Here is a 24,223-nt window from a genome sequence, read left to right as displayed (position 1 = left end):
CTTGTAAAACGCCAGATGTACGGCCGAGGGAAAATCGACCTCCTTCAGGCCCGCGTCATTGGTGCCGGATAGAACTCTGACCACCAAAATTGCGTCAGAGCCAATATTCCACGCCGAAACACACCCTGGATGTAGTGTAGGCGTCTTGGATCACGGCCGTAAGAGCCTTCTCCGCCATGCGGCGCGGTTCCCGGAAGCTCGGGAATAGCTGCCGGTGCGAAGCTTCGGGATGCGCAGCTCGACGGTCCCGGCACGCGTCTCCCAGTCTCGCTCGCGCTAGCCGTTACGTTGCGCAAGCCGGAACGCGTTTTTCTCGCCGTAGGCAGCGCCGGTCTTCGCGCAGACCTCCAATTCCATCAGTTTCTCGGCAGCAAAGCCGATCATCTCGTCGGTCATCGGTGATATTTCCATCAGGTTGGTCTTCAACAACCCGACCCTACCGGAAAAACACTGATGGCCACCACGCCAGCTACACCATCTCCTGAGACACGATCAAATTGGATCAAATTGAGAGGCGCCAACGCATATTGTCGCTTATTGCAAGGTCTCAAACAGTCGTCGCATCAGCCCCATCAGTTGGTCTTTTTCGACATCACTCAAGACAGACAGGGTCCTGTTATTAGCCTCAACGACACGGCAGAATACGGCTTCGTGAAGTTCCTCTCCCTTGGGCGTGAGAGAAAGGTGAATTGCCCGGCGATCCTCTTTGGATGGTTGGGTGGAGATAAGTCCCCGATCCGAAAGGATTTTTACGGTTCGACTGACCTGTCCGTAGTCGAGAAAACCTTCCGTCGCCAGCGCGCGTGAAGTGCAGGGGCTCAGAGCATGGATCACGGAGAGCGTGCGCCACTCTCCGAGGGTGAGACCGCAATCGGCCATCAGCTGACTTTGCGCATCACGATCATTGGCTCGTGTAAGCAAGGCGAGCTGGTAGGAGAAGAGTTCACGGATATCGCTTTTCATGCCGTCTTTTTCTGAAAGGCCTATGTTGGCTCATAGTGACCGAAGACAATTTGCTTGACAATATCAATTATAATGGTTGACTTTATCAACTAAATGGCCGGCCAGAAGGCCGTTTCGCTGTCATTGGCCAAGCAATAGCTTTCAGAAGGAACGAACGCATGATCCGCATCTCAAGCCGCCGCCTCGCTGCGGCATTGTCGGCCCTATTCTGCGCCGGCGCTCTTTCGCTGGCCGCTCCGGCGGCCGCTGAAAATACCAAGCTGCGTCTGGCCTATCTCAGGGCCGACATGATGCTGCCGGTTCTGGTCGCCCTTGACGCCGGCGAATACAAGAGGGCCGGCGTCGACCTTGAAGCCATTGAGGCTCAGGGTGGTCCGGCCGTCGTCGCCGCGCTCGTCTCGGGTGCCGCAGACTTGGGATATTCCGGGTCCATCCCGCCTATCAACGCGCGCCAGAACGGGATTCCGATCAAGATTGTCCTGGCGCTTGGTCACGAAAAAGCGCCTGACATGCTTCTCACCGGATTTGTGGCATCGAAAGCGTCCGGAATTACCAATCTCGCGGGTCTCAAGGGGCACACGATGGCCATCAACGCCAATGGCGGCCTTTGCGAGCTTGCCTTACGCGACCACCTGGCGGCCGCGGGTATGGCCTGGTCCGATCTGCGCATCGTCGTCCTCCCCTTTCCACAAATGGAGGCGGCGTTACAACAGGGCGTCATCGATTCCGCCTGCGTGATCAACCCGTTTCAGGCATCGATCATGAATAATCCGGACATCGGCGCTGTACGCATCGCAGCAGGCATGTTGGCCGACCTCACCAAGCCCGGACTTTCCGACGTGGTCTATTCCTCCGAGACCTATCTGGCAAAACATGCCAACGCGGTTCGGGCCTTTGCCAAGGTCACAGCGGCCTCGCGCTTGCGGCTTCTCGCGGATCATGCAGCCTTGGCTGCCGCGGCCCAGAAATATGACGGCCTGACCCCGGCTGCATCCGAAGCTGTCGTGCTGCCAGTGGTGCGCGAGAGCAGTTCAGTGGATCTGACGGAGGTGCAGCGATTGCTCGACGCCATGAAGCGGGCCGGCATGCTTTCCTCGCCGGTCACGGCGGAAGACCTGACCAGCGATCTCGGCAACTAAGCGGCAACATGCAGAGCGTGACGGACTTTGCCGGCGAGACCCGGCAGAGACCGGCAGGTTCTGCGGTCCAGACAGGGCGAGGCCCCAATGAACGACATGACGTTTCTCGACGTATGTGACCTGCGCAAGGCATATAGTCACGGGCAATCGCGGCTGCCGATCCTTGACGGGATCAGCTTCACGGTCAGGGAAGGGGAGTTTGTATCGGTTGTCGGCCCCTCGGGTTGCGGCAAGACGACACTGCTGATGGCTCTGGCTGGACTTGCATCGTCTGATTCAGGCGAAGTTCGGTTTCGTGGGCGGGTCATTGACGCGCCACCGCGCGGGTTGGCTGTCGTGTTCCAGGACTACAGCCGCTCTCTCTTTCCATGGAAGACGGCGAGAGACAATGTGGTCTTCGCTATTCGCGGCGCCTCGGCCGGAAGCCGAAAGGCGAGGAACGACCGAGCGGATGAACTGTTGGCGGCTGTCGGGCTGCGGGACTTCGCGGACCGATATCCATGGCAGCTTTCCGGCGGCATGCAGCAGCGTGTGGCCATCGCGCGAGGCCTAGCCTCCGAGAGCGACCTTCTCCTACTCGATGAGCCGCTGGCCGCAGTCGATGCGCAAACGCGCAGCGACATGCAGGACCTGATCCTTCGACTGGCTCAGCAGTTCAGGCAGACCTGTCTTCTTGTGACGCATGACGTTGATGAAGCCGTCTACATGGCCGACAAGGTGATCGTCCTCAGTCGCCGTCCGACGACGGTTGCCACGCAAATCGACATTCCACTGCCGAAGGATCGCGACCAGATCACGACACGGGAAGACGGTCTCTTCCTGAAGGCGCGACACGAAGTCCTGGAGCGAATTCGCGCTTTCCGCGCCGGATCTGTGGAGTAGCTGTCGATGCGCGAGATGATCCGTCCGTTCCGCAGCCTCTTCTCCCCCTTAGTCCTCCTGGCATTGTGGCAGATGATCGCGGCAAGCGACCTTGTGCCCAAGAAATTCTTTCCCGGCTTGCCGGAAATCGCCCACGGCGCGGCACAGATGCTCCTCTCCGGAGAACTGATCCAGGGTGAAGCACTGACACTCGGGCGCGCCATCATCGGCCTCGTTCTCGCGTCAGTCATCGGAGTTGTGCTCGCCATTCTCTCGAATGTGAGCCCGTTTTTCGATCGTGGCTTCCGCGTGGTGGCCAGCTTCCTTCAGCCCATCCCGCCGGCGGCCGTCGTACCGATGGCGATTTTCATGCTTGGACTTGGCGTCGAGCTGTATGTTTTCATCATCGTTCTCGTGGCCGTCTGGTCCCCCTACCTCAATGGTGTGACGGCCCTGAACGCCGTGCCAAGGGAACAGATTCTCACGGCGCGGATGCTCAATCTGTCCCCCTTGGCCATCCTCTTTCGCGTCAAGTTTCCGTCGGCCATGCCGCAAATCTTTGCCGGGATTCGTTATGCGGCGGCCGTCAGCCTGATTGGCGTCATCGTGTCGGAGATGCTGGCAGGCCGCGATGGCATCGGCTTCCTCTTGATCAGGAAAAGCTTCTCCATCCGCATTCCTGAGACATTCGCCCTGATGTTCGTGACCATGCTCAACGGAATGCTGCTCGCCATGCTGGTCAATCTCGCCCGCCGCATACTGACCGGATGGCATGTCAAGCAGATGAGGGAACGCGCATGAAGAGAATGGCGCCCGTCTTCTTGCCGCTGATCCTTGTCTTTCTCTGGGCCCTTGCTGCTGCATGGCAGAACTCGCCGCTCTTCCCGGGGCCAGTGAGTGTGGTCATCGCCATCTGGCGTAACCTGCCCGACATCCTGTCTCAATTGATGGTCACGCTGAAACGCGCAGGCATCGGTTTCATGCTTGCGGCAGTCGTGACCATTCCGTTCGGTATTCTTCTGGGACGGATGCGGTCAATCGCCGAACTTTTCGAGCCGATGATCGACATGATCGCGACCCTGCCGCCGCCGGCGATCGTGCCACTTGTCATGCTGTTTGCCGGCACCGGTGAAGGTGCAAAGATCGTCATGATCTTTTTTGCGGCCGGAGTTCCGATGCTGATGAACACGTTTGAAGCGTCAAGGCTTCGCAACGAGATGGCAAACCTAGTGGCAAGGTCGCTGCATCTCGGGCCGATCGAAACAATGGTCAGGGTCGATCTGCCCGCCGCCCTGCCGATGATCGCGACAGGTGTGCGCATTGCGGTCGCAGCAGCACTTCTGGTGGCCGTCACCTCCGAAATCCTGCTCGCCACTGACGGCATCGGCGTCTTTCTGCAAAGGCAGCAGGAGAACTTCCACATCGCCGGCGGGCTGGCCGGCATCTTCTTCATATCCCTGACCGGCCTCGTCGTGAATGCGCTGATCCTCGCTTTCGAGAAGCGCTGGCTGTTCTGGCACTACCAATCGCAGGAGAATCTGAAATGAACAGCAAACCCATGAACGTTCTCTGGATCATGTGCGATCAGCTTCGGTTCGATTATCTCGGCTGCACGGGCCACCCGACACTCAAGACGCCCAATATCGACCGCCTGGCCGCCCGCGGTGTGCGGTTCAGCAACGCCTATGTCCAGTCTACAATTTGCGGCCCATCCCGCATGTCGGCATATACCGGCCGCTATGTCCGCTCGCACGGCTCCACGCAGAACGGCGTGCCGTTGCGGGTCGGCGAACCGACGCTCGGCGATCATCTGCGGGAGATAGGCGTTCGCTGTGTACTCGTGGGAAAGACCCATATGGTGGCTGACACGGAGGGCATGGAGCGCCTGGGCATCAATCCCGCTTCGATCATCGGTGTGCACAGTGCGCAATGCGGTTTCGAGCCTTGGGAACGTGACGATGGGCTACATCCCGATGATGGTGGTCCCATGGACGCTGCCTATCAGAATTACCTGCGGCAACGGGGCTTCGACGGGAAAAGCCCTTGGGAATACTGGGCAAATTCCGCTGAAGGACCGAACGGAGAAAATCTCAATGGGTGGTTGCTTTCACATGCGGACAAGCCCGCCCGCGTGCGGGAAGAAGACTCCGAGACCCCCTACATGACCCGTCGCGCCATGGAGTTCATTGAAGAAGCGGAGACGCAAGGGCGGCCCTGGTGCGCGCATCTTTCCTATATCAAGCCACATTGGCCCTATATCGTGCCTGAGCCCTATCACGACATGTTCGGACCGCAGGATGTTCAGCCGGCCATCCGCTCGGAAGACGAACTGCACAATGCACATCCCGTCTACGCCGCCTTCACGCGGGAGCGCTACTCTCGCAATTTCTCTCGTGAGGAGGTCCGTCAACGCGTGATCCCGGCCTATATGGGCCTCATCCGCCAGATCGATGACCAACTGGGGCTGCTGTTCGACTTTCTCGAGCGCAAGGGCCTGTTCGACAGGACCATGATCGTGTTCACCTCCGATCACGGCGACTACCTGGGCGATCACTGGCTCGGAGAGAAATACCTGTTTCACGATGTCTCCGCCAAGGTGCCTTTGATCGTCTACGATCCGTCTGCGGCTGCCGATGCGACGCGCGGAACGGTCTGTGACCGTCTGGTCGAAATGATCGACCTCGCTCCGACCTTCCTCGACTTCTTTGGTAGGTCAGCGAAGCCTCATGTTCTCGAGGGTGTCTCGCTTCTGCCGCTGATGCGGCAGCACGCCGTCGACTGGCCTCGCCGCCATGCAGTCTCCGAGTATGATTTCGCTACCGACCGCGCGCGGGTCGAGCTTGGCCTGAGCGTGCAGCAAAGCCGCATGGTGATGATCACCGACGGCCGATTCAAGATGATCGATATCGAGGGGTTCCGCCCGATGCTTTACGATCTCGAACGGGACCCGAACGAGCTTGCGGACATTGGCCACGAACCGAAGATGGCCGATGTCATCGAGCGGTTGAGGGCGGCGATCATGCGCTGGTACCGATCGGGGCGGAACCGCGTGACGGTTCCGGACAGTTGGTTCTCCGACGATGACGATCTCGTGCGGGCAGGCGGAGACCCTACGCTGCGACAGGGTGTCATCATCGGATATTGGGATGAAGCAGAACTGGCGGCTCAGCAGGCCCTGCTGAAAGCCCATGACGCTGCGCGCGCGAAGGAGAGGGAGCTCTCAGTTTGAGAGGTCCTCAACGGTTGGTGGCTCTTGTAGCTGATGGCCGACGTATTCATGGCGCCCGATTAGCCACCAACCGTTGAGCCGCCAATAACGTGACATCACCCGTTTGGCTTATGCACGGCTGACCTTCGGACCCCCCCCTGGTGCTCGACTGGACAGGTCCTCAAGCGCACCCCTATAATGGCGTGATTAAGAGATGCGAACACCCAACGATGAATATCGCCAATCCTACTCTTGCCGCCGACAGCGCGCGAGAGGATAAGATCCATTCAAATCCGCAGAGGCTCGGTGCCCGTCTCCGGCTTGCGCGGCAGACGCGTGGGCTGACGTTGAAGGCGCTGGCGCTGGCGGCGGACTGTTCGGAAAGCCTGTTGTCGAAGATCGAGAACGGCAAGGCGTCTCCTTCACTGCCGATGCTGCATCGGCTGGTCCAGGCGCTCGATTCCAACATAGGCTGGATGTTCGAGGAAACCGATGCCGATGAGAGTGTCGTGTTCCGGGCCGGAAAGCGCCCGCTGATTTCGCTTGATCCCTTGCGTCGCGGCGAAGGCATTTCGCTGGAGCGGGTCATTCCTTATTCGCCGGGGCATCTTCTGCAATGCAATATCCACCACATCGACGTGGGCGGGGAAAGCGCCGGGCCGATCCAGCATGTGGGCGAAGAAGTCGGTTATGTGCTGGTGGGTGAAATCGAGCTGATGATCGCGGAAAAGACGTTCCGTCTCTCTGCAGGAGACAGTTTCGTCTTCAACTCCGAACTGGCGCACTGGTACCGCAATGTCGGAACAGAGCGGGCGTCCATCTTCTGGGTTAACACGCCCCCGACATTCTGAAGCCACCTCGGCGCCAGCCTCCTGCGGTCAATTCAAGGCGCTTGACAAGAATTCAAGTTACTTGAATACTCCTCCCCGTCAGATCGATGCCGGAAAAGGCATCCTACAAGGGGAACCAAAAAATGGGTCGGACTCGCTATCTTCTCGGCTGCGCCGCAGCCGTTGCCATGACGCTTTCCACGGGCGTCTCCCATGCCTTTGCAGAAACCTTCGCGCTGGTGACCATCAACCAGCAGGCGCTGTTCTTCAACCAGATCAATGACGGCGCGACGGCGGCTGCCAAGGCTGCCGGCGCGGACCTGGTGATCTTCAATGCCAACAATGTTCCGGCCGCGCAGAATGACGCGATCGAGAACTACATCACGCAGAAGGTCGACGGCATCATCCTCGTCGCCATCGACGTTAACGGCGTGAAGCCGGCCATTACGGCTGCGAAGAATGCCGGCATTCCGGTCATCGCCATCGATGCACAGATCCCCGACGGCGACAACATCGCCTTCGTCGGTGTCGATAACACGGCGGCCGGCAAGGAGATCGGCAAGTTCTTCTCCGACTACGTGAAGAGCGACATGAGCGGTGAAGCCAAGGTCGGCGTCGTCGGCGCTCTCAACTCGTTCATCCAGAACCAGCGCCTCGATGGCTTCAAGGCTGCGGTTTCCGAAGGCGGTCAGAAGGTCACCTTCCTCGACACGGTCGATGGCCAGAATGTGCAGGATGTTGCGCTTTCGGCTGCCGAGAACCTCATGACGGCCAACCCCGACATGAACGCGCTCTATGCCACGGGCGAGCCCGCGCTGCTCGGCGCCGTTTCCGCCGTCACCAGCCAGGGGCGTCAGGACTCCATCAAGGTCTTCGGCTGGGATCTGACGAAGTCGGCCATCGACGGCATTGATCAGGGCTTTGTCACCGCCGTCATCCAGCAAGATCCGGCCGGTGAAGGCAAGGCTGCCGTCGAAGCGCTGATGAAGGTGAAGAAGGGCGAGACGATCGACAAGATCATCAACGTGCCCGTCACCATCGTGACGAAGGCGAACGTCGACCAGTATCGCGAGATGTTCAAGTAAGCTGGACTGTCGCCGACTGCCCGTTTCCCCGCAGCAGGCGGGCAGTCGCATTCCAAGCAAGGGCATCGCATATGACCGACACTGCCGTCAGCCGCGTCCGCTTGGCCGGCATATCGAAGCGCTACGGCGCTCTGAAATCGCTCGACAATGCGTCGCTCGACCTGAAGCCGGGGGAAGTCCTCGGTCTTGTCGGCGACAATGGCGCGGGCAAATCCACCCTCAGCAAGGTTCTCTCGGGCGCCGTCATTCCGGACAGCGGTACGATCGAGATCGACGGCAAGGTCGTCTCCTTCACCTCGCCCGCGGATGCGCGGGCCGCCCGCATCGAGATGGTCTATCAGGACCTCGCGCTTTGCGACACGATCGATGTCGCCGGCAATCTCTTCCTTGGTCGCGAACCAAAGCGCCGCATCGGCGGCTTTCCCGTGCTGAACAAAAAGCTGATGCATGAGCGGGCTCGCGACATGCTCTCCAACCTCGGCATCGTCATTCCTGATACGCGCATGAAGGTGGAGAACCTGTCCGGCGGCCAGCGCCAGTCGATCGCGATCGGCCGCGCCGCCTCGTTCAACCCGTCTGTCCTGATCATGGACGAGCCCACGGCCGCGCTCGCGGTCGCCGAGGTGGAGGCCGTGCTGGACCTGATCCGCACCGTCTCGAAACGCGGTGTCTCGGTCATCCTCATCACCCACCGCCTGCAGGACCTCTTCCTCGTCTGCGATCGCATTCAGGTCATGTATGAGGGCCGCAACGTCGCCGAGCGGCGGATTGAGGACACCAATATCGAAGAGGTCGTCAATCTCATCGTCGGGCGCAAGTTCGCTGCCCGGTCCGCAGGCCATCAGGCTGAAAGGAGCCTGTCCGCATGAGCTCCGAACCCAATGCCTATGCCGGCCATGCCCCGCGCATGCGCGATGCGACGCTTCTCGACAAGGCCATCGCCAATGGCGGCGTCATGTCGATCGGCCTGTTCTTCATCGCCTGCTGCATTTTCTTCTCGCTGACGACAGACGCCTTCCTGACGGCCCCGAACCTGCTCAACATTATCAGGCAGTCCGCCCCGCTCCTGATCGTGGCGGCTGCCATGACCTTCGTCATCACCACGGGTGGCATCGACCTGTCGGTGGGGTCCGTCCTTGCCTTGACGGCCACGCTCTCGGCGGCCGCGCTGCAGGCCGGCATTCCCTGGCCCTTCGCCATCCTGCTGATGCTGGCGCTTGGCGCGCTGGTCGGCGTCATCCAGGGCTATTTCATTGCCTATGAGCGCATTCCCGCCTTCATCGTGACGCTCGCCGGTCTTTCGGTCATTCGCGGCTTCGCGCTGCTGATCACCGGCGGCTACTCCATCCCCATCGAGCCGACGAGCCCCTTCGTTCTGATCGGCCGGGCCTGGGTGTTCGGCATTCCCGCGCCGGCGCTGATCGCGGTCGCCGTTCTCGCCATCGCCTATCTGGTCTTCAACGAAACGCATTTCGGCCGCTATGTGACCGGGGTCGGGGCCAACAACGAAGCCACGCGCCGTGCCGGCGTCAACACCAAACGCATCATCCTGTGGGTCTATGTCCTCTCGGGTACGGCTGCGGCCGCGGCCGGCATCATCCTTTCGGCCCGTCTCGGGTCCGGCTCGTCCAATGCAGGACAGGGCTTCGAGCTGGACGTCATCGCGGCGGTGGTTCTTGGCGGCACCAGCCTCTTCGGCGGGCGCGGTTCGCTGGCTGGAACGATCCTCGGCGCCTTGACCGTCGCGGTTCTCGCCAACGGGCTGATCCTGTCGCACCTGTCGCCCTTCTTCACGCCGATCGTCACCGGCTTCATTATTCTCGTTGCCATCTGGCTGAATTTCCGCCTGTTCCGGGGCGGGGCGAAGGGGCGTTGAGATGCTGGATCACCTGTTTGACGACGCTCAGCGCCCGCGTCACCCGATCGGAGTGTCGACCGGCTGCGCCATGACGGTCACAGGGCCCGTTCCGGTCGATGACCTCGGCATCACGTTGATGCATGAGCACATCTTTCTCGATGGCGCACGCAGCTGGATCTGCCCCTGCCATCCGGATGAGAAGGCGATTGCCGAGCAGAAAATCTCCATGGAGATCATCGGCGAGCTGCGCATGAACCCCTACATGAACCGCGACAATGTCTCGCTGGATGATGGCAATCTCGCGCTCAGCGAACTGAAGCGGTTCCAGGCGCTCGGCGGCTGCACGGTCGTCGAGACCACCAATTTCGGTATCGGTCGCGATGCCGAAGGCCTTGCCCGCATCGCCCGCATGTCGGGTCTGCGCATCATCATGGGCACGGGCTTCTATCTCGAGCACACCCATCCCGACTGGCTGAAGGCGATGGATGTGGACGAGGTCACCGCCTTCATCGTCAACGATGTCGGGGGCGGGGAAACCCAGCCCGAGATCATGGCCGGCATCATCGGCGAGGTCGGCGTCAGCCGCCACTTCACGGCGGAAGAGGAGAAGTCTCTGCGCGCCTCGGCCCGCGCCTCGCGTCTCACCGGCCTGCCGCTCTCCATTCACCTGCCGGGCTGGGAACGACTGGCCCATCGCGTTCTCGATGTCATTGAGGAGGAGGGCGCGGATCTTCGCCACACCGTGCTCTGCCACATGAACCCGAGCCATGACGATCTCGATTACCAGATGGCACTCGCCCGGCGCGGTGCCTTCCTCGAATACGACATGATCGGCATGGACTATTATTACGCCGATCAGGACGCGCAATCGCCTTCCGACGAGCAGAATGCGCGCGCCATCGCCACCCTTGTCGACAAGGGTTTTACCGACAGGCTGCTGCTCTCGCAGGATGTGTTCCTGAAGATCATGCTGACCCGCTACGGCGGCTTTGGCTACGGCTACATCCTCAAGCATTTCCTGCCGCGCCTGAAACGCCACGGCGTGGACCAGGCCGCCATCGACCGCATGCTGGTCGAAAATCCCAAAACCGTCTTTTCCGCCGGGCGCTGAGCCCCGGCCATCCTTCAGGGAGTTTCCATGACCAAGAAAAAAGTGCTGCTCGCCGGCGAGTCCTGGGTGTCGACCGCAACCCATATCAAGGGCTTCGACCAGTTTCCGACCGTCACCTACCACACTGGCGCGGACGAACTTCTGAAGGCGCTGAAGGACAGCCCCTTCGACGTGACCTTCATGCCTGCCCATGAGGCGCAGCGCGATTTCCCGATGACGCTCGAAGGCCTGCAGGCCTATGACGCAATCGTCCTGTCGGATATTGGCGCCAACACGCTGCTGCTGCACCCCGACACCTGGATCCATTCCAAGCGCACCCCAAACCGCCTGAAGCTCTTGAAGGAATATGTGGCCAAGGGAGGCGCACTGCTGATGTTCGGCGGCTACTACTCCTTCCAGGGCATTAATGGCGGTGCGCGCTTCCGCAACACGGCCGTGGAAGAGGTTCTGCCCGTCTCCTGCCTCGCCTTCGACGATCGTGTCGAGGTGCCCGAGGGTTTCACGCCTGTCGTCTCCGGTGATGCCAGCCATCCGATCCTCAAGGGCATTTCCGGCGAGTTCCCCTATCTGCTCGGTTTCAACGAAGTGACGCTGAAGGACGGTGCCGAGCAGATCATGACGGTCTCGACCGAGTACGGCTCGCTGCCGCTTTTGGTCACCGGCACCTATGGCGAGGGTCGTACGCTGGTCTGGACGTCGGATGTCGGACCGCACTGGCTGCCGCCGGAGTTCATCGCCTGGTCAGGATACAAGACCCTTTTCGAGCAGATGCTCGCCTGGGCGACGGACTGAGCCTATCGCCATGGCCATCCACGTCGTCGGCAATGTCTGCGTAGACAGCAGCTTTCACCTGATGCGCCTTCCGCAGCCGGGCGAGACGTTGAACGCGGATGCCATCGACGAGGGACTGGGCGGGAAGGGCGCAAATCAAGCTGTTGCAGCGGCGCGCACCGGCGCTGCCGTTACCCTCTGGGCTGCGGTGGGTCGGGATGGTGCGGCAGACCGCATGCAGGATCTGCTCTCGACCGAACTCGAGGACCTTCGCCTGTCACGCCTCGACCTGCCGAGCGATCGCTCTGTCGTGCTTGTGGATGGGCGGGGCGAAAACGTCATCGTGACGGCTGCCTCCTGTGCAACCGCCTTCGACCCCCTCCGCGAGGGCATGCTGACCAAGGCCTTCAAGAAGGGCGACATGCTGCTGATGCAGGGCAATCTACAAGCATCGGTCACGGCCTCCTGCCTACGGCAGGCACGGGCGGCTGGCCTCTTCACGGTGGTCAACCCCAGTCCGCTGCCGTCCGTCGACATTGAACTCGACAGCGTCTCTGTTCTCATTGCCAACCGCCCTGAGGCGGAAAGGCTGACAGGGGAGGGCGATCCGCGAGCGGCGGCCGAACGGCTGCGCGCGCTTGGCATCGACCAGGTCGTGATCACGCTCGGCGGCGACGGTGCACTTGTGCTGGACGGCCCGGCGGCCCTCAACATCCCGTCCCGTCCCGTCGACGTGGTCGATACGAGCGGCGCCGGTGACTGCTTCGCCGGAACCCTTGCCGGGCTTCTGCATCGCGGCCTGCCATTGGCGCGTGCCGCCGACGCCGCCAGTGCCGCGGCGGCACTTTCTGTCAGCCGCACCGGAACACTGGCTGCTTTTCCCTCGCGGGCTGAACTCGCCGCCCTGATCTCTCCCTGAAACCGGACATCGCGTGAACACCATGAGCAACCCCATCGGACGACAGGACAATACAGTGCTGAAGAGCCTCTTCGGCCGCGACAAGCCGATCATCGGCGTCGTGCATCTGATGCCGCTTCCGGGCGCGCCGCGCTATGACGATGAGGGCGTGGAGGCGATCTACGAGCGTGGGCTTTCCGATGCGAAGGCCTATCTCCACGGCGGCTGCGATGCGGTGATCGTCGAAAATCACGGTGACGTTCCGTTCCTGAAACCTGATGACATCGGTCACGAGACCTCGGCGCATATGGCAGTCGTCGCTGACCGCATCCGCCGCGAGCTTGGCCGCCCGATCGGCATCAATGTGCTGGCCAATGCCGCGATCCCGGCGCTTGCCATCGCCTCGGCCTCTTCCGCCTCCTTCATCCGGGTCAATCAGTGGGCCAACGCCTATGTCGCCAACGAGGGCATCGTGGAGGGAGAATCGGCCCGTGCCATGCGCTACCGTGCCCATCTTCGCGCTCGCGGTATCCGCATCTTTGCCGATGCGCACGTTAAACACGGGGCCCATGCCATCGTCGCAGACCGACCAGTCGAAGAGCAGGTCAAGGATCTCGTCTTCTTCGACGCAGACGTCATCATCGCCACTGGACAGCGCACCGGGCACGCGGCCGACCTCGGTTACATCGGCATGATCAGGGAGGCCGCATCCCTTCCGACTCTGGTTGGCAGCGGCGTGACCCACGAAAACGCCAACGACATCCTCTCCGTCGCGGATGGCGTCATCATCGCGAGTGCGCTGAAATACGATGGTGTATGGTGGAATGCCGTGGAGCCCGAGCGCGTGACCCGCTTCATCGCAGGCCTGCATCGATGAGTTTTTCCGCTTCGGTCAACGGCTCCCGGCTTCTGCGCTCGCTTGCCGAGTTCGCGGCTATCGGTGCCACGCCGGCCGGGGGCGTCAACCGGCAGGCGCTGAGCCCGGAGGACCGCGCCGCTCGCAGGCTCCTGGCTGAGCGGGCACAGGCGCGCGGCTTTTCGATCTTCCAGGACGAGGCGGCCAATCTCTTTGTTCGTCGACGCGGCAGCCATGACGATCTGCCCGCGGTGCTGATCGGCAGCCATCTGGACAGCCAGCCCACCGGCGGACGCTTCGACGGAGCGCTCGGCACCCTCAGCGCCTTCGAGGTGCTGGAGGCGATCGAGGATGCCGGCATCGCGACCGTACGACCCATCGAGGTGGTGGCCTTCACCAATGAGGAGGGTAGCCGTTTTGCTCCCGGATGCATGGGGTCCATGGTCTTTGCGGGCGTGCATGCCATCCGTGAATGGAACGCTGCGAGAGCTCCCGACGGTACTTACTTGGAGCAGGATCTCGCGGCCACGCTCGATGCCCTTCCGGAGGCAATGATGCGGCACGCGCGACCGGAGGTCTTCGCCTTCATCGAGCTGCATATCGAGCAGGGACCTGTGCTAGAGCGCGAGGGTGTTCCCATCGGCGTGGTCACCGCCGTTCAGGGGACGAAATGGCTGGAGGTCACCTTTACCGGCGAGGCCGCGCATGCCGGAACCACGCCCCGGGAATTCCGCAAGGATGCAATGGCGGCGGCAGCGGAGGCAATTGGGGCCTTGCAGGCCACTGTCATGGTGGCCGACCCGCAGGCGCGGCTGACCGTTGGACGCCTTTTGCTGGAGCCCGGCTCGATCAACGTCATCCCCCGACGGGTGACCTTTACGATCGATATCCGCCATCCGGAAAGAACCTCGCTTGCGGATATCGAGAAACAGGTGCGCACCACATGCGCCATGGCGGCAGAGCGGTGGAATTGCTCCCTGGAGATCGCTTCGCGCCTCGACATGGCGCCCGGCGTGTTTGAGCCGGTGCTGACGGCTGCGATCGAAACTGCCTGCCAGACACATGGCGTCGCCTGCCGGCGAATGACGTCGGGAGCATTTCACGACGCTTTGTTCGTGAACCGCATCGCGCCGAGCGCCATGATCTTCGTTCCCTGCCGCGGCGGCATTAGTCACAACGAGGCAGAATTCGTTGCCGCCGATGATATCGTGCAAGGCGCTGCAACCCTTCTCGATGTGACGCTTGATCTCGCAAACCGGAAGCAAACACTGCCGGTCACGACGTGAAGGCGGCCCGCATCCCGATCAATATCCGGCCACCCCCTCAGTTCAGCGGATTCTTCACGCTGTGACCACTTACCCGAAAAGATGAAGCAGGTTGATGCGACAGCATGCCAATCTGAATTTAACGATAGAACGAAAGCGATATGTTTTGACGGACCTCGCATCGCCTATTGTTGCAGTTCAACCATCGGCGCCGCTCAGGTCGCGGAAGGCAAGATTTCTGACTTTATCCAGGTTGCTCCGGGACACCGGCACGTCGACCCCCGAAACGAGCGATACTTTGAGCTCGCGCCCGTTGCTGACCACATCTCGAATTGCCGAATAGGATACCCAGTGGCTCCTATGGATGCGCAATCCTCGGTGAACGGGCATCTGCGATAGCACCGCTTTCAGGGTCCCGGCCTCGAAATAGCTTGAGTGTCCAGCGTGAATTCTGACGTAGTTTCCCTCCGCGCGTATATGCAGGATGGAGGATGCCGGAATACGTTTTGCGCCAATGACCACCATGTCATTTTGACCGGTGGCATTCTCCGCTGGAGGCGGTGATGCGACGGTCACGTCTTCCTGAACGGCGACCGGCGCGTTCCCTCCCGCATTGATTGGACGTGGTGCAGCAACGTCGTCTTGCGCGCGCAATTGCAAGAGGATGCGTGGGATGACAACGCTCCACAAGAAGATACTCACATGCACAATGATGACGGTGTAGAAAGCGTAGAGGAATGCACTCGACGCGCTCATCAACTCCGGTCGTCGACCGTGCAAGCTTACCAGCCAGTATGTCGTGAAAAGGCTCATGAAAGCGCCGGTCAGATCGAAAATGATCGAGTGGACCCGGCGAATGAGGCGCCACGTCACCGCCCAAGACAGGGCAATGAGTGTTAGCCAGGCAACTGATAGCCCGAAGACACTGGACAGGAAGTAAATGGCTGTCCGGAGCCACATCGGCATGCCGAGTGTCCATGGCTGCTGATTCATCGCCACTGTCATCAGTGACAGGCCGGAATACGTCAGAAGGATCCAAGGGTGGAGAAAAATACGCGTCACTTCATGACGGGACAGGCAAATGACCCTGCCTGTCATCAGGGTAACGTCAAACATGTTCAGCGGTCGGTCTTTCTGCATCACCTGACCTCGTCAGCGTGAGGTTGGATCGGGTATTTTTGGGTGGCACGGTGGCATGACATGCAAAACGCACAGCATGAGGTCCGCTATCGTCCGGCGCGCTATCACGAACTTTAGCACCAAACAATAGTCGCGGGCGCGCTGGAATGGGCGTGGCGCCAGGCCAAACACGCAAATCCGCAGCCAATTTCGGCGCATTCCGCAGGGGGAGACAGCCCCCTCAACGCAAGTGTTCGTCCTTCCCGTTTCAGCGGGTTTCACCGGTAGAACTCACGAAGAAATCGTCAGTATCCGGCCAAGTGCAATGGACCGTGTCCACAGGAATGGTGCAGCTTCGGTGCTCGGGCTTGGGCCGGGAACAAACAAGGTGGCCTCTGCGGGCTCGCTGACACCCGCATCATCGCTCATTGCGGCGATTGTCTCAAGGGACAGTTTCTGGATCGTTGAACGATCCGCCCAGCAGTCTGCCCCGGTCGCAAGTCGCCGGAACGGCGCATGCCGGGATCCTCATCCTGACAGTCGGCGATGGTCTCGTTTCTGGTTGATGGGCCATCCGGAAAAGCCTGCCGCCCGGTTCGACACCGAAAACCTTTCGGTGTTCATAGATGATCGAGGTCATCTGCTCGATCACATCAAGCAAACGGCACGCTCATGACGTGAGGCGAAAACGTGCTTGCCGGTTTGCCGAAATTGGCTCTGCCTTCCTGGTAGTCAAAGCCTGCGGCTAATTCGGCGGCTCGGATCGTATATTTCCCAGGGATAGGGTGTATGCGTTTCCGAGGCCGCGTATTCCGTCAATTCCTTGCGCAGTCTTCCGACATTGGAAACGCCGAACTCCAACGCGAGCCGGGTCAGCCTCTGGCTATTTGTCTGCAATCGCTCGGAGATCATCCTGAGCATGATGGATTTGCAATAGCGTTTTACACCGATGCCCAGCCAATCGCTGAACATGATCTCGAGCGCGCGAAGGCCCACATTGGTGTGGGCGGCAACGTCATGAACACTCTCAACAACACCTCTCCTGAAATAGATGAAGTCCAGGGCGATGCGTAACGGGAGCGGTGGCCGTTTGGCGACGCAGAAGCTTAGCTCAGCACTGTGCGTGCTGGGCCAGGAATAGGCCACATGCCGGGCGAGGTTATGCAGCATCGTGGTCGCCAGAACATTGACGTAATCGTCACTATCGAGCTTGGCAAGCAAATGCCGAAGGATCGCTGCAACCGGTTCGATGTGGGGCGAAAGATGTCCAATATTCCTTTCAAAGACCGCTATCGAGAAAACCCGCCGATTGAGGGCCTCTGAGAAGATTTCGCGCATGATGTCGTGCGGCACGGTGAGATCGACCTGCGATCCAGATGACTGGAAAACCAGTCCGTCGCGCGCAAAGACGATCCGTGAGCTTTTGTCTGCTGCGGCCTCCCTGTCGGTCTCTTCACGGACATTGAATGTGAAGTGCGTATCGTCTTGAGATCCGCAAGCGCTGAAGACGGCATCATCGGGCGTGAAAATTCTTGAAATATCTGGCGCGAAGTTCAACACATTCGGCTCCCGAAAATGTATTTCACCGATGCATCATCGACCGCCGATGGACCGTCCATATCTGATTTTGTAGTCCAGGCTGAGTTTACCGAAAGGCTTCACGCCAATTCTGCCTTTGATGGCTTCGATATATTTCCGATCGCTCGCTCGCGCATGGATTGTACTTAGTCGCGCCTGGGTTATGAACTCCGAGATCGACAGGGAAGTGAACTGACGGAAGCCATATTGAAGCGTCCGGACGCTGACGTTGCAGAGCCCGGTAAGGGCGGGAATGCTGAGTTGGGCGAAGGGATCTGCACGGATCATCCCGATTGCCGCTCGCACATGGCGGGGCGCAATGCAGGCGGTACTGTCGGCATTTTCAGGCCACAGACTGTTTGGCCACACGGCCAGAAGGCAGATTTCGAGAGCCTCGATCCGCTTGGACAGGAGGCCCGGACCCACACGAGCGTTTTCGACGTCCTGAAAGAGGATGTCGATCAGGCTGACGAGGTAGTCCAGCATTCGGACATCGAGCTTCGGCGTTTCCTCAAACAGGATCGGCGTTCCGAACGCCTGCCCGTGGATCGCCTTGATGTGCTGGTGAAATCGACTGCTGGGAATGCTGAGGCGTATCTGCCTCTTGCGTGGTTCCAGCGTTATGGTGCGGCAGTGCGATCGTGGGACCGCGACCGCGCCGGTCGTACTCAAAGTCCTTCGCGACCTCAGTGATACCTCAACGTGCCCGTCTGATGGCAGCAGAAATGCAATGACATCGTCCGAATGGCGCATCGCCACCCGGGTTTCATGGAGGTGCGTGGCGCTCAGCAACTCAAAATTCTGCCAGCGCAGTTGCCTTACTTCACTGAGCAGCGCCTGACCGTCACTCTGGTGGCTCGGACGGCTGGATGACGCTTTTCCGTAGACATGGACAATATCGGCCGAAGTCGCCTGGGGCATGAAGAGATAACGAAATTCGTCCGCGCTTGTCTGTTTCATAGCTCTACGTCTCGGCTGGCCGCTGACCTGCTGATGAGTGGGTCGACCGGATGACTGCTGGGAATGTCGGATCATGACTGGTTGTCGCGAAGATCCTGGCGGATGTGTCTCGCTCACGCGTCTTCGCTGATCCTACGGATCTCAACAACGCATCGCCTGCGCCAGCCAAACATTTCAAAACGCAGCATAAATTCGTAATCGGTAAAGCAGGGCAATTCGTCACGGACGAATGGCGTACGAAACGGGACGTGCTGCCATCCTTTGCAAATCATTATCTGTCTTCGGTAAGGCCGGCACGGCTCATACAGGGCAAACGGGGAGACGCTGCCAGGCTTTGAATCCCGAAGAAGCGCGTGCGATCCCACCGTCTGCGACCCGGTCGCCGCGCCGGGGGCGACCTCAAGCATCCTCTTGAGGGCCGAGACGTGGATGGTCACATCGCTCAGGGACTGGCGTCGTGGCAAGCTGGCAAAGGCCGATGAAGCCATGACCCTGCCTCCAGGTCCCATCGCGTCTCGAGGTCGCGCCGGGGCTGAAGAAATCCGCTTCCGGTGCTGCGACCGGAAGCGTTGGGACGTGAAGGAGGTTGTTAACGCGACGCAAGGGGCGGACTGACGACCTCAAGAAACGATATACAGCTTGTGTGCTCTTGCTGCTGCCGGATGCGGGGGCGCCGAATGTCCTGCCTGGGGCGCAGAACGCCCTTCCAGAATAAAGTCGGAAAGCAGTGCCTTCAGACGCTCGGCCTCCGAGGCAAGATTGGAGCTCGCGGCGGACGTTTCCTCTACCATGGCGGCGTTTTGCTGCGTTCCCTGGTCGATGGCGGAGACCGCGCCGGTGATCGATTGCAAGCCGGAGGCCTGCTCACGCGCCGCGTCGGAGATCGCGACGACATGGCGACTGAGTTCCTGCACGTTTTCGACAATGCTTTTCAGTGCTGCGCCGGTTTCGCCAACAAACTCTACCCCTGACTTGACGTGCACTTCAGAGGTCGTGATAAGCGCCTTGATCTCCTTGGCAGCGGCAGCCGAGCGTTGAGCCAGTTCGCGGACTTCCTGCGCAACGACGGCAAACCCTTTGCCCGCCTCGCCGGCCCGCGCGGCTTCTACACCGGCGTTCAGAGCAAGGAGATTGGTCTGGAAGGCGATTTCATCCATCAACTCCGTGATGTTGCCGATCTGGCGGGAAGACCGCTCAATTTCCCCCATGGTTGCAATCGCCTTGCGAACGATGCTTTCGGACTGCTCCGCATATCGACGGGACTGGGAGACGAGTTGCCCGGCTTCTTCTGCCCGCCTTGCCGTCGCATGAACGGTCGAGGTGATCTGTTCCAGCGCGGCGGCGGTCTCCTCCACGGAAGCCGCCTGCTGTTCGGTCCTGCGAGAGAGATCATTGGCTGCGCTGCTCATCTCATTTGCCGCCGCGTCGATCGTCGCAACATTCTGACCGACGGTTTGCAGCGCGCCTCGAAGTGTCGCAATCGAGGCATTGAGCTCGTCTTTCAATGAGAGGTAGGCGTCGGGCAAGTCACCTTCGACCGCGCTCGTCAGATCCTTGCGTGAGAGATCGGTGATGACGCGACCGAAACTCTCCTTGACCAGTTCCTGCTCCCCGGTGATGGCTTCTGCCTGAGCCTGCTTCTTCGCCTTCTCCGCTTCCTCGAGGTAGACGGAGATTGCAAGATCCATGTCGAGCAGCACGGCCTTTGCAAGGCTTCCCAAGGCCTTGCCGAAATCTACCGACGACATGCCCCCTTTGCCCCTGAACCAGCCCGGCTTGGGAAAGTGCTCTTCAATCGCACTCTGGATGAGATGGTCCAGAACCACCGCATAGCCGCCGATATACCATTGCGGCTCGAGTCCGATCCGGGCATGCACGGTACCGATGGTTTTGACCTTGGTGAGGTACTCCAGCGAGAAATCGCCGTTCGAGATATTGGTCCAATGGCCGGTCTGGGCACTCTTGGCAGCCGTCATGTGCCCCTCGGAGCGGAAGAACGCCCGCGTCTGGGGTGTGTTTCGGACCTGGGCATAGAACTTGTCCAGGCCGATCGGCAGCTCGCGATCAATCATGGCCTTCAGAGACCGGATTGCGGCACAACTCGCTTCCGACATCTGCATGAATTCGAGGCGCGATTGCAGGGTCTGCATGGGGTTGTCGTCGGTGAACGTGCTGTTTGCCGGTGCGGCATGCGGGGCTTTCAGGTCTTTCATCGGAGCTCTCACTGATTTTCGGGAGGGGGTTGAGCAAGCATTCAATCTCTGGGGAGGCGCGAAGATGGGCTGCGACACACGGATGCGGTCTCTCTGACACGCGCCAAGCGTGCGGCATCCCGGGCGAGGGGAGCCGGCTGGCCGAGCAGATATCCTTGGACGGAGTTGCAGCCCTGATTCAGGACGAACTCAAAATGTGCTGTCGTTTCGACGCCTTCTGCAACGGTCTCGACACCCAGTCGTTTGCCAAGGTCCGCAATGGCACTCACGATCGCTGCCGATGCAGGTCGATCGAGCGCTGTCCGCACGAAGGATCCGTCGATCTTGATCTTGTCGAACGGGAATGAACACAGATGCGTCAGCGACGAGTAGCCGGTGCCAAAGTCATCCAGGGCAATTCTCACGCCCATTTCTTGGATCCGGCGCAAATCACTGAGGCCTCCGTGCTCGTCGGCAAGGATGGCAGTTTCGGTGACCTCGATTTCAAGCCGGTCGGGAGACAACCCGGAATGTGCCAAGGCCGCCAGCACCATTCCGGTGATCTTGCCTTTGCCAAGCTGGGCCGCGGATACATTGACCGCGACACGCTCTCCCAATGGGAATGCGACCGCGTCGGCGCAGGCTGTGTTCAGAACGAACTGGCCAAGCAGATCGATCAGGTCGCTTTCTTCGGCGATGGGGATGAATTGGTCGGGCGCAATCCAGCCCTTGCCGCCCAAATGCCACCGGACGAGGGCTTCCCTGGCGCAGATCTTCCCCGTGACCGCATCGACGATGGGTTGGTAAAAGACGAAGAGACCTGCGTTTTCACACAGTGCATGGCGAAGTGCAGCCTGCAGCTCTTGCTTTTCGTGGATCTTGCGCTCCATGGCTGCCGAGAAAGTGCGGCAGACACCTTTGCCAGCCTGCTTGGCGGCATAAAGCGCCAGGTCGGCACGCCGTGCCAGCGTCTCTCCATCACTCCCGTCAAGCGGCGCGATGGCTATTCCAGCCGAGGCTCCTATCAGAACATGTTGATTGCTGGCGAGCTCATAGGGTGGCGCAAGCCCGGCGATCACGCGATTTGCGATGAACGCGATTTCATCCGGCGCAAACCCCGGTAGAAGGATCGCAAATTCATCACCGCCGAGCCGCCCGATGGTGACGTGCGAACTGTCGCAAAGGCCGCGCAGACGTGTCGCAACCTGCTGCAGCAGCCGGTCACCGACATTGTGACCAAGGGTATCATTGACCAGCTTGAAGCCGTCTATGTCGAGAAGCATGAAGCCGGTGGACGACGTGCGATCGGCCAGCGCCTCCTCAAGCTTCTGATTGAATGAGGTCCTGTTATTGAGACCCGTCAGCGGATCATGATGTGCAAGATGGCGAATTCGGTGCTCGGCTTGAACCTCCTTCGTGACGATGGCCCAGGTCAGCATGGGTCCGAGATAGCTGCCATCGTCGTCGATGATGGCCGAAACCTTGAGGTCAAGCACTTCGGAGCCCAGCGAAATCCGCGCATTGTGCGGCAGGTTTTCAGGATCAGCGAGAATGCGGCGCTGGTGCTCGGGGTGCCGATGAAAGACGTCAATGGAGGCACCGAGCAACTCACCCGCCTTGAGTGGCAGAAGATGCTCGATCGTCCGGATCAAATTCTTGGACGTTTCATTGACATAGGTGATGCGGAAGGTTTGCGGATCGACGGTCATGACCGCAACCGGCATGTCGTCGATCATCCTCAGGAGGCGATTCTGTACCTCGTCGAGAACCTTGACCGTTGGCGCCTGCCTTGGCGGCTGCGAGCGATAAAGGCGAGTTCTGCGTATGAACTCGATGAGACGACGGACTGCCGATGTCTTCGCCAGCCGACAGCCGATTGCTCGCTTCCACCAGCCTGAAGTTTCCTGGCCGGCTTGGACCACCGCCGAGGGTTCCCCATCGCAGATCGAAGACCGCATAGGGGCCGAAGCGTCGTCAAGCTGTTGCTCCTCAAAATCGCAATAGACTTTATATCGCTTCCCAAGTGTTCGCATTTTCTATCTTTGTCTTATGATCGCCTCTTATTCAGTTTCAAGGATTATTTTTCCGGTTACCAAATCGTAAAAATTGATGGACTCTCTGCGTATACTGGATTTAAACAGACTTGTTTTCGCAAAATGTACAATTTTTTAGACTTGATATATTTATATATATGCAATTATCCGATATTTTATTGTCTTTCGGCGCATCTTGGCCTCTCACCACTTCAAAAGGCGGCGTCACGCTGATGCGGTGTCAGCTTGTAGGGGCGGGGAGAAGACGTGTTGCTGTCCGCGCGGAACTGAGCTGTCAACGGGCGCGGAATGTTGCCCCTATCGGCGTCCGAACTTGGCTCTGACTCACTTTTGATGAATTCTTGGCGTCGGCTGGCGTTGGTTATGCATAGGAATCAGCGCCATGGTTCATTCGCTTCGCCCCTCCGCACTCGTGCCTCGAGGCTTTGTCATCGATGAGACAGCTTCTGCTGGCGACGCGATCATACTCACTGTCCGATCGACTGACATATCCAGCCGTTGTCCAGGCTGCGGAACAAGATCGGAGCGGATACACAGTCGTTATCATCGACGCCTGACGGATCTGCCCATCGCGGGGAAGTCCGTGCGATTGGTTATTACTGCCCGCCGTTTCTATTGCCATGCTGTGCTGTGTGGTCGAAGGATTTTTACCGAGCGCTTCGAGACAGATGTCCTGGCGCCGTGGGCGCGGCGTACTGCGCGACTTGATCATATCGTCCATCATCTCGGACTTGCGTTGGGTGGGCGGCCGGCGGCGATTATCGCCCGCAGACTGATGATGCCGGTCAGCAACGACACCTTGCTGCGTGTCGTCCGACGGCGCGGAACCCCACGTTTCGTTCCGCCGACGGTGATCGGCATCGACGACTGGGCGTGGCGGCGCAACCAGCGCTATGGGACGATCATCTGCGATCTCGAACGGCGCAAAACCATTGCACTTCTGCCGGACCGAGAGCCGGCAACCGCTCAGGCCTGGCTTTCGGATCAGCAACAGATCAGTGTTGTCGCCCGCGACCGTGGTGGCGCCTACGCCCTTGCTGCAGCCAAGGCACTGCCTGAGGCAACCCAAGTGACCGATCGATGGCATTTGATGGAGAATGCCAGTCGGGCATTCCTCGATGCTGTCCGCAAATCCATGCGGCAGATCAGAACAGCGATCGGGTCCGCAACGATCAACCCGGACCTGCTGACGGCCGCCGAGCGGATCCAATATCAGGGATATCTTCATCGAGAAGACACGAACGCCGTCATTTTGGACTTGGCCAAGTCCGGTGTTGCAATCAAAGAAATCGTTCGTCGCACCGGGCACAGTCGTGGCCTCGTCAGGCAGGTGCTACGCGGTCAGCGCTCCGACGTGTTCCGCGTGCGAGAGAACTCGCTTGAAGTTTATCTCCCATGGCTCGATGCTCAATGGAGTGCCGGTCACCGCAATGGCACACAGTTGTGGCGAGAGCTGACTCGCCAGGGATTCCATG

General features: G+C 60.0%; 21 protein-coding genes and 1 pseudogene. 15 read left to right on the top strand and 7 right to left on the bottom strand.

Annotation, left to right across the window (positions count from 1 at the left end):
* Positions 1-136 precede the first annotated feature (136 nt).
* Positions 137-411: pseudogene (locus tag ACED18_RS20400) on the bottom strand (transposase); the annotation flags it as partial.
* A gap of 123 nt (positions 412-534) precedes the next feature.
* Entirely contained in the window at positions 535-963 is a 429-nt protein-coding gene (locus tag ACED18_RS20395; protein ID WP_377295435.1) for a MarR family winged helix-turn-helix transcriptional regulator, read from the bottom strand.
* Between the two features lie 158 nt (positions 964-1,121).
* Between ACED18_RS20395 and ACED18_RS20390 the strand changes: the two genes are divergently transcribed.
* From ACED18_RS20390 to ACED18_RS20325, 14 genes are all read left to right on the top strand, one after another.
* Positions 1,122-2,102 (top strand): ABC transporter substrate-binding protein, encoded by a 981-nt coding sequence (locus ACED18_RS20390; protein ID WP_377295434.1) that lies wholly within the window; start codon positions 1,122-1,124, stop codon positions 2,100-2,102.
* 87 nt (positions 2,103-2,189) lie between these two features.
* Positions 2,190-2,984 (top strand): ABC transporter ATP-binding protein, encoded by a 795-nt coding sequence (locus tag ACED18_RS20385; protein WP_377295433.1) that lies wholly within the window; start codon positions 2,190-2,192, stop codon positions 2,982-2,984.
* Between the two features lie 6 nt (positions 2,985-2,990).
* On the top strand, positions 2,991-3,764 hold the full coding sequence (locus ACED18_RS20380) for an ABC transporter permease (protein WP_377295432.1): 774 nt from the start codon (positions 2,991-2,993) through the stop codon (positions 3,762-3,764).
* Positions 3,761-4,510 carry an ABC transporter permease gene (locus tag ACED18_RS20375; protein WP_377295431.1) on the top strand — a complete coding sequence of 250 codons (750 nt, stop codon included), beginning with the start codon at positions 3,761-3,763 and terminating at the stop codon, positions 4,508-4,510. The genes ACED18_RS20380 and ACED18_RS20375 overlap by 4 nt, the downstream gene beginning before the upstream one ends.
* Positions 4,507-6,192: an alkaline phosphatase family protein gene (locus tag ACED18_RS20370; RefSeq protein WP_377295430.1), complete on the top strand. Its 1,686-nt coding sequence runs from the start codon at positions 4,507-4,509 to the stop codon at positions 6,190-6,192. Before ACED18_RS20375 ends, ACED18_RS20370 begins: the two co-directional genes overlap by 4 nt.
* 209 nt (positions 6,193-6,401) lie before the next feature.
* Positions 6,402-7,022 (top strand): cupin domain-containing protein, encoded by a 621-nt coding sequence (locus ACED18_RS20365; protein WP_377295438.1) that lies wholly within the window; start codon positions 6,402-6,404, stop codon positions 7,020-7,022.
* 122 nt (positions 7,023-7,144) lie between these two features.
* Entirely contained in the window at positions 7,145-8,086 is a 942-nt protein-coding gene (locus ACED18_RS20360) for a substrate-binding domain-containing protein (protein WP_377295429.1), read from the top strand.
* A gap of 71 nt (positions 8,087-8,157) precedes the next feature.
* The gene (locus ACED18_RS20355) at positions 8,158-8,955 is read left to right on the top strand and encodes an ATP-binding cassette domain-containing protein (protein ID WP_377295428.1); all 798 of its coding nucleotides are present in this window, start codon (positions 8,158-8,160) and stop codon (positions 8,953-8,955) included.
* A complete protein-coding gene (locus ACED18_RS20350; RefSeq protein ID WP_377295427.1) occupies positions 8,952-9,962 on the top strand; it encodes an ABC transporter permease in 1,011 nt (336 codons plus the stop codon). Before ACED18_RS20355 ends, ACED18_RS20350 begins: the two co-directional genes overlap by 4 nt.
* A gap of 1 nt (position 9,963) precedes the next feature.
* Entirely contained in the window at positions 9,964-11,055 is a 1,092-nt protein-coding gene (locus ACED18_RS20345; protein ID WP_377295426.1) for a phosphotriesterase, read from the top strand.
* Between the two features lie 27 nt (positions 11,056-11,082).
* Entirely contained in the window at positions 11,083-11,847 is a 765-nt protein-coding gene (locus tag ACED18_RS20340) for a glutamine amidotransferase (RefSeq protein WP_377295425.1), read from the top strand.
* Positions 11,848-11,857: 10 nt separating this feature from the next.
* Complete coding sequence (locus tag ACED18_RS20335) at positions 11,858-12,745, top strand: PfkB family carbohydrate kinase (RefSeq protein WP_377295424.1); 888 nt, start codon at positions 11,858-11,860, stop codon at positions 12,743-12,745.
* A gap of 22 nt (positions 12,746-12,767) precedes the next feature.
* Complete coding sequence (locus tag ACED18_RS20330; protein ID WP_377295437.1) at positions 12,768-13,601, top strand: BtpA/SgcQ family protein; 834 nt, start codon at positions 12,768-12,770, stop codon at positions 13,599-13,601.
* Positions 13,598-14,866 (top strand): Zn-dependent hydrolase, encoded by a 1,269-nt coding sequence (locus tag ACED18_RS20325; RefSeq protein ID WP_377295423.1) that lies wholly within the window; start codon positions 13,598-13,600, stop codon positions 14,864-14,866. The genes ACED18_RS20330 and ACED18_RS20325 overlap by 4 nt, the downstream gene beginning before the upstream one ends.
* Before the next feature lie 177 nt (positions 14,867-15,043).
* On the opposite strand, the gene ACED18_RS20320 is transcribed toward ACED18_RS20325, so the two are convergent.
* From ACED18_RS20320 to ACED18_RS20300, 5 genes are all read right to left on the bottom strand, one after another.
* On the bottom strand, positions 15,044-15,985 hold the full coding sequence (locus tag ACED18_RS20320) for a LytTR family DNA-binding domain-containing protein (RefSeq protein WP_377295422.1): 942 nt from the start codon (positions 15,983-15,985) through the stop codon (positions 15,044-15,046).
* 711 nt (positions 15,986-16,696) lie between these two features.
* Entirely contained in the window at positions 16,697-17,521 is an 825-nt protein-coding gene (locus tag ACED18_RS20315; RefSeq protein ID WP_377295421.1) for a hypothetical protein, read from the bottom strand.
* Between the two features lie 36 nt (positions 17,522-17,557).
* Positions 17,558-18,502: a hypothetical protein gene (locus tag ACED18_RS20310; RefSeq protein WP_377295420.1), complete on the bottom strand. Its 945-nt coding sequence runs from the start codon at positions 18,500-18,502 to the stop codon at positions 17,558-17,560.
* 620 nt (positions 18,503-19,122) lie between these two features.
* A complete protein-coding gene (locus tag ACED18_RS20305) occupies positions 19,123-20,715 on the bottom strand; it encodes a methyl-accepting chemotaxis protein (protein ID WP_377295419.1) in 1,593 nt (530 codons plus the stop codon).
* Between the two features lie 41 nt (positions 20,716-20,756).
* Positions 20,757-22,652 (bottom strand): putative bifunctional diguanylate cyclase/phosphodiesterase, encoded by a 1,896-nt coding sequence (locus ACED18_RS20300; protein ID WP_377295436.1) that lies wholly within the window; start codon positions 22,650-22,652, stop codon positions 20,757-20,759.
* A gap of 478 nt (positions 22,653-23,130) precedes the next feature.
* Here ACED18_RS20300 and ACED18_RS20295 point away from each other — a divergent pair.
* A partial coding sequence (locus ACED18_RS20295) for an ISL3 family transposase (RefSeq protein ID WP_377295418.1) occupies positions 23,131-24,223 on the top strand: 1,093 nt, incomplete at its 3' end.

Origin of the sequence: Rhizobium sp. SG2393, assembly GCF_042610495.1 — a bacterium.
In the GTDB taxonomy this organism is placed as follows: Bacteria; Pseudomonadota; Alphaproteobacteria; order Rhizobiales; family Rhizobiaceae; genus RU20A.
Note: the sequence above shows the minus strand (reverse complement) of the source record. Positions and strands in the feature narration are given on the sequence as shown.

Bases quoted from the DNA above. Each gene is read 5' to 3' on its own strand.
- ACED18_RS20375 (WP_377295431.1), top strand. From the start codon at position 3,761: ATGAAGAGAATGGCGCCCGTCTTCTTGCCGCTGATCCTTGTCTTTCTC.
- ACED18_RS20385 (WP_377295433.1), top strand. From the start codon at position 2,190: ATGAACGACATGACGTTTCTCGACGTATGTGACCTGCGCAAGGCATAT.
- ACED18_RS20325 (WP_377295423.1), top strand. From the start codon at position 13,598: ATGAGTTTTTCCGCTTCGGTCAACGGCTCCCGGCTTCTGCGCTCGCTT.
- ACED18_RS20355 (WP_377295428.1), top strand. From the start codon at position 8,158: ATGACCGACACTGCCGTCAGCCGCGTCCGCTTGGCCGGCATATCGAAG.
- ACED18_RS20335 (WP_377295424.1), top strand. From the start codon at position 11,858: ATGGCCATCCACGTCGTCGGCAATGTCTGCGTAGACAGCAGCTTTCAC.
- ACED18_RS20350 (WP_377295427.1), top strand. From the start codon at position 8,952: ATGAGCTCCGAACCCAATGCCTATGCCGGCCATGCCCCGCGCATGCGC.
- ACED18_RS20365 (WP_377295438.1), top strand. From the start codon at position 6,402: ATGAATATCGCCAATCCTACTCTTGCCGCCGACAGCGCGCGAGAGGAT.
- ACED18_RS20370 (WP_377295430.1), top strand. From the start codon at position 4,507: ATGAACAGCAAACCCATGAACGTTCTCTGGATCATGTGCGATCAGCTT.
- ACED18_RS20305 (WP_377295419.1), bottom strand. From the start codon at position 20,715: ATGAAAGACCTGAAAGCCCCGCATGCCGCACCGGCAAACAGCACGTTC.
- ACED18_RS20380 (WP_377295432.1), top strand. From the start codon at position 2,991: ATGCGCGAGATGATCCGTCCGTTCCGCAGCCTCTTCTCCCCCTTAGTC.
- ACED18_RS20320 (WP_377295422.1), bottom strand. From the start codon at position 15,985: ATGCAGAAAGACCGACCGCTGAACATGTTTGACGTTACCCTGATGACA.
- ACED18_RS20340 (WP_377295425.1), top strand. From the start codon at position 11,083: ATGACCAAGAAAAAAGTGCTGCTCGCCGGCGAGTCCTGGGTGTCGACC.
- ACED18_RS20395 (WP_377295435.1), bottom strand. From the start codon at position 963: ATGAAAAGCGATATCCGTGAACTCTTCTCCTACCAGCTCGCCTTGCTT.
- ACED18_RS20330 (WP_377295437.1), top strand. From the start codon at position 12,768: ATGAGCAACCCCATCGGACGACAGGACAATACAGTGCTGAAGAGCCTC.
- ACED18_RS20345 (WP_377295426.1), top strand. From the start codon at position 9,964: ATGCTGGATCACCTGTTTGACGACGCTCAGCGCCCGCGTCACCCGATC.
- ACED18_RS20390 (WP_377295434.1), top strand. From the start codon at position 1,122: ATGATCCGCATCTCAAGCCGCCGCCTCGCTGCGGCATTGTCGGCCCTA.
- ACED18_RS20300 (WP_377295436.1), bottom strand. From the start codon at position 22,652: ATGCGGTCTTCGATCTGCGATGGGGAACCCTCGGCGGTGGTCCAAGCC.
- ACED18_RS20310 (WP_377295420.1), bottom strand. From the start codon at position 18,502: ATGAAACAGACAAGCGCGGACGAATTTCGTTATCTCTTCATGCCCCAG.
- ACED18_RS20360 (WP_377295429.1), top strand. From the start codon at position 7,145: ATGGGTCGGACTCGCTATCTTCTCGGCTGCGCCGCAGCCGTTGCCATG.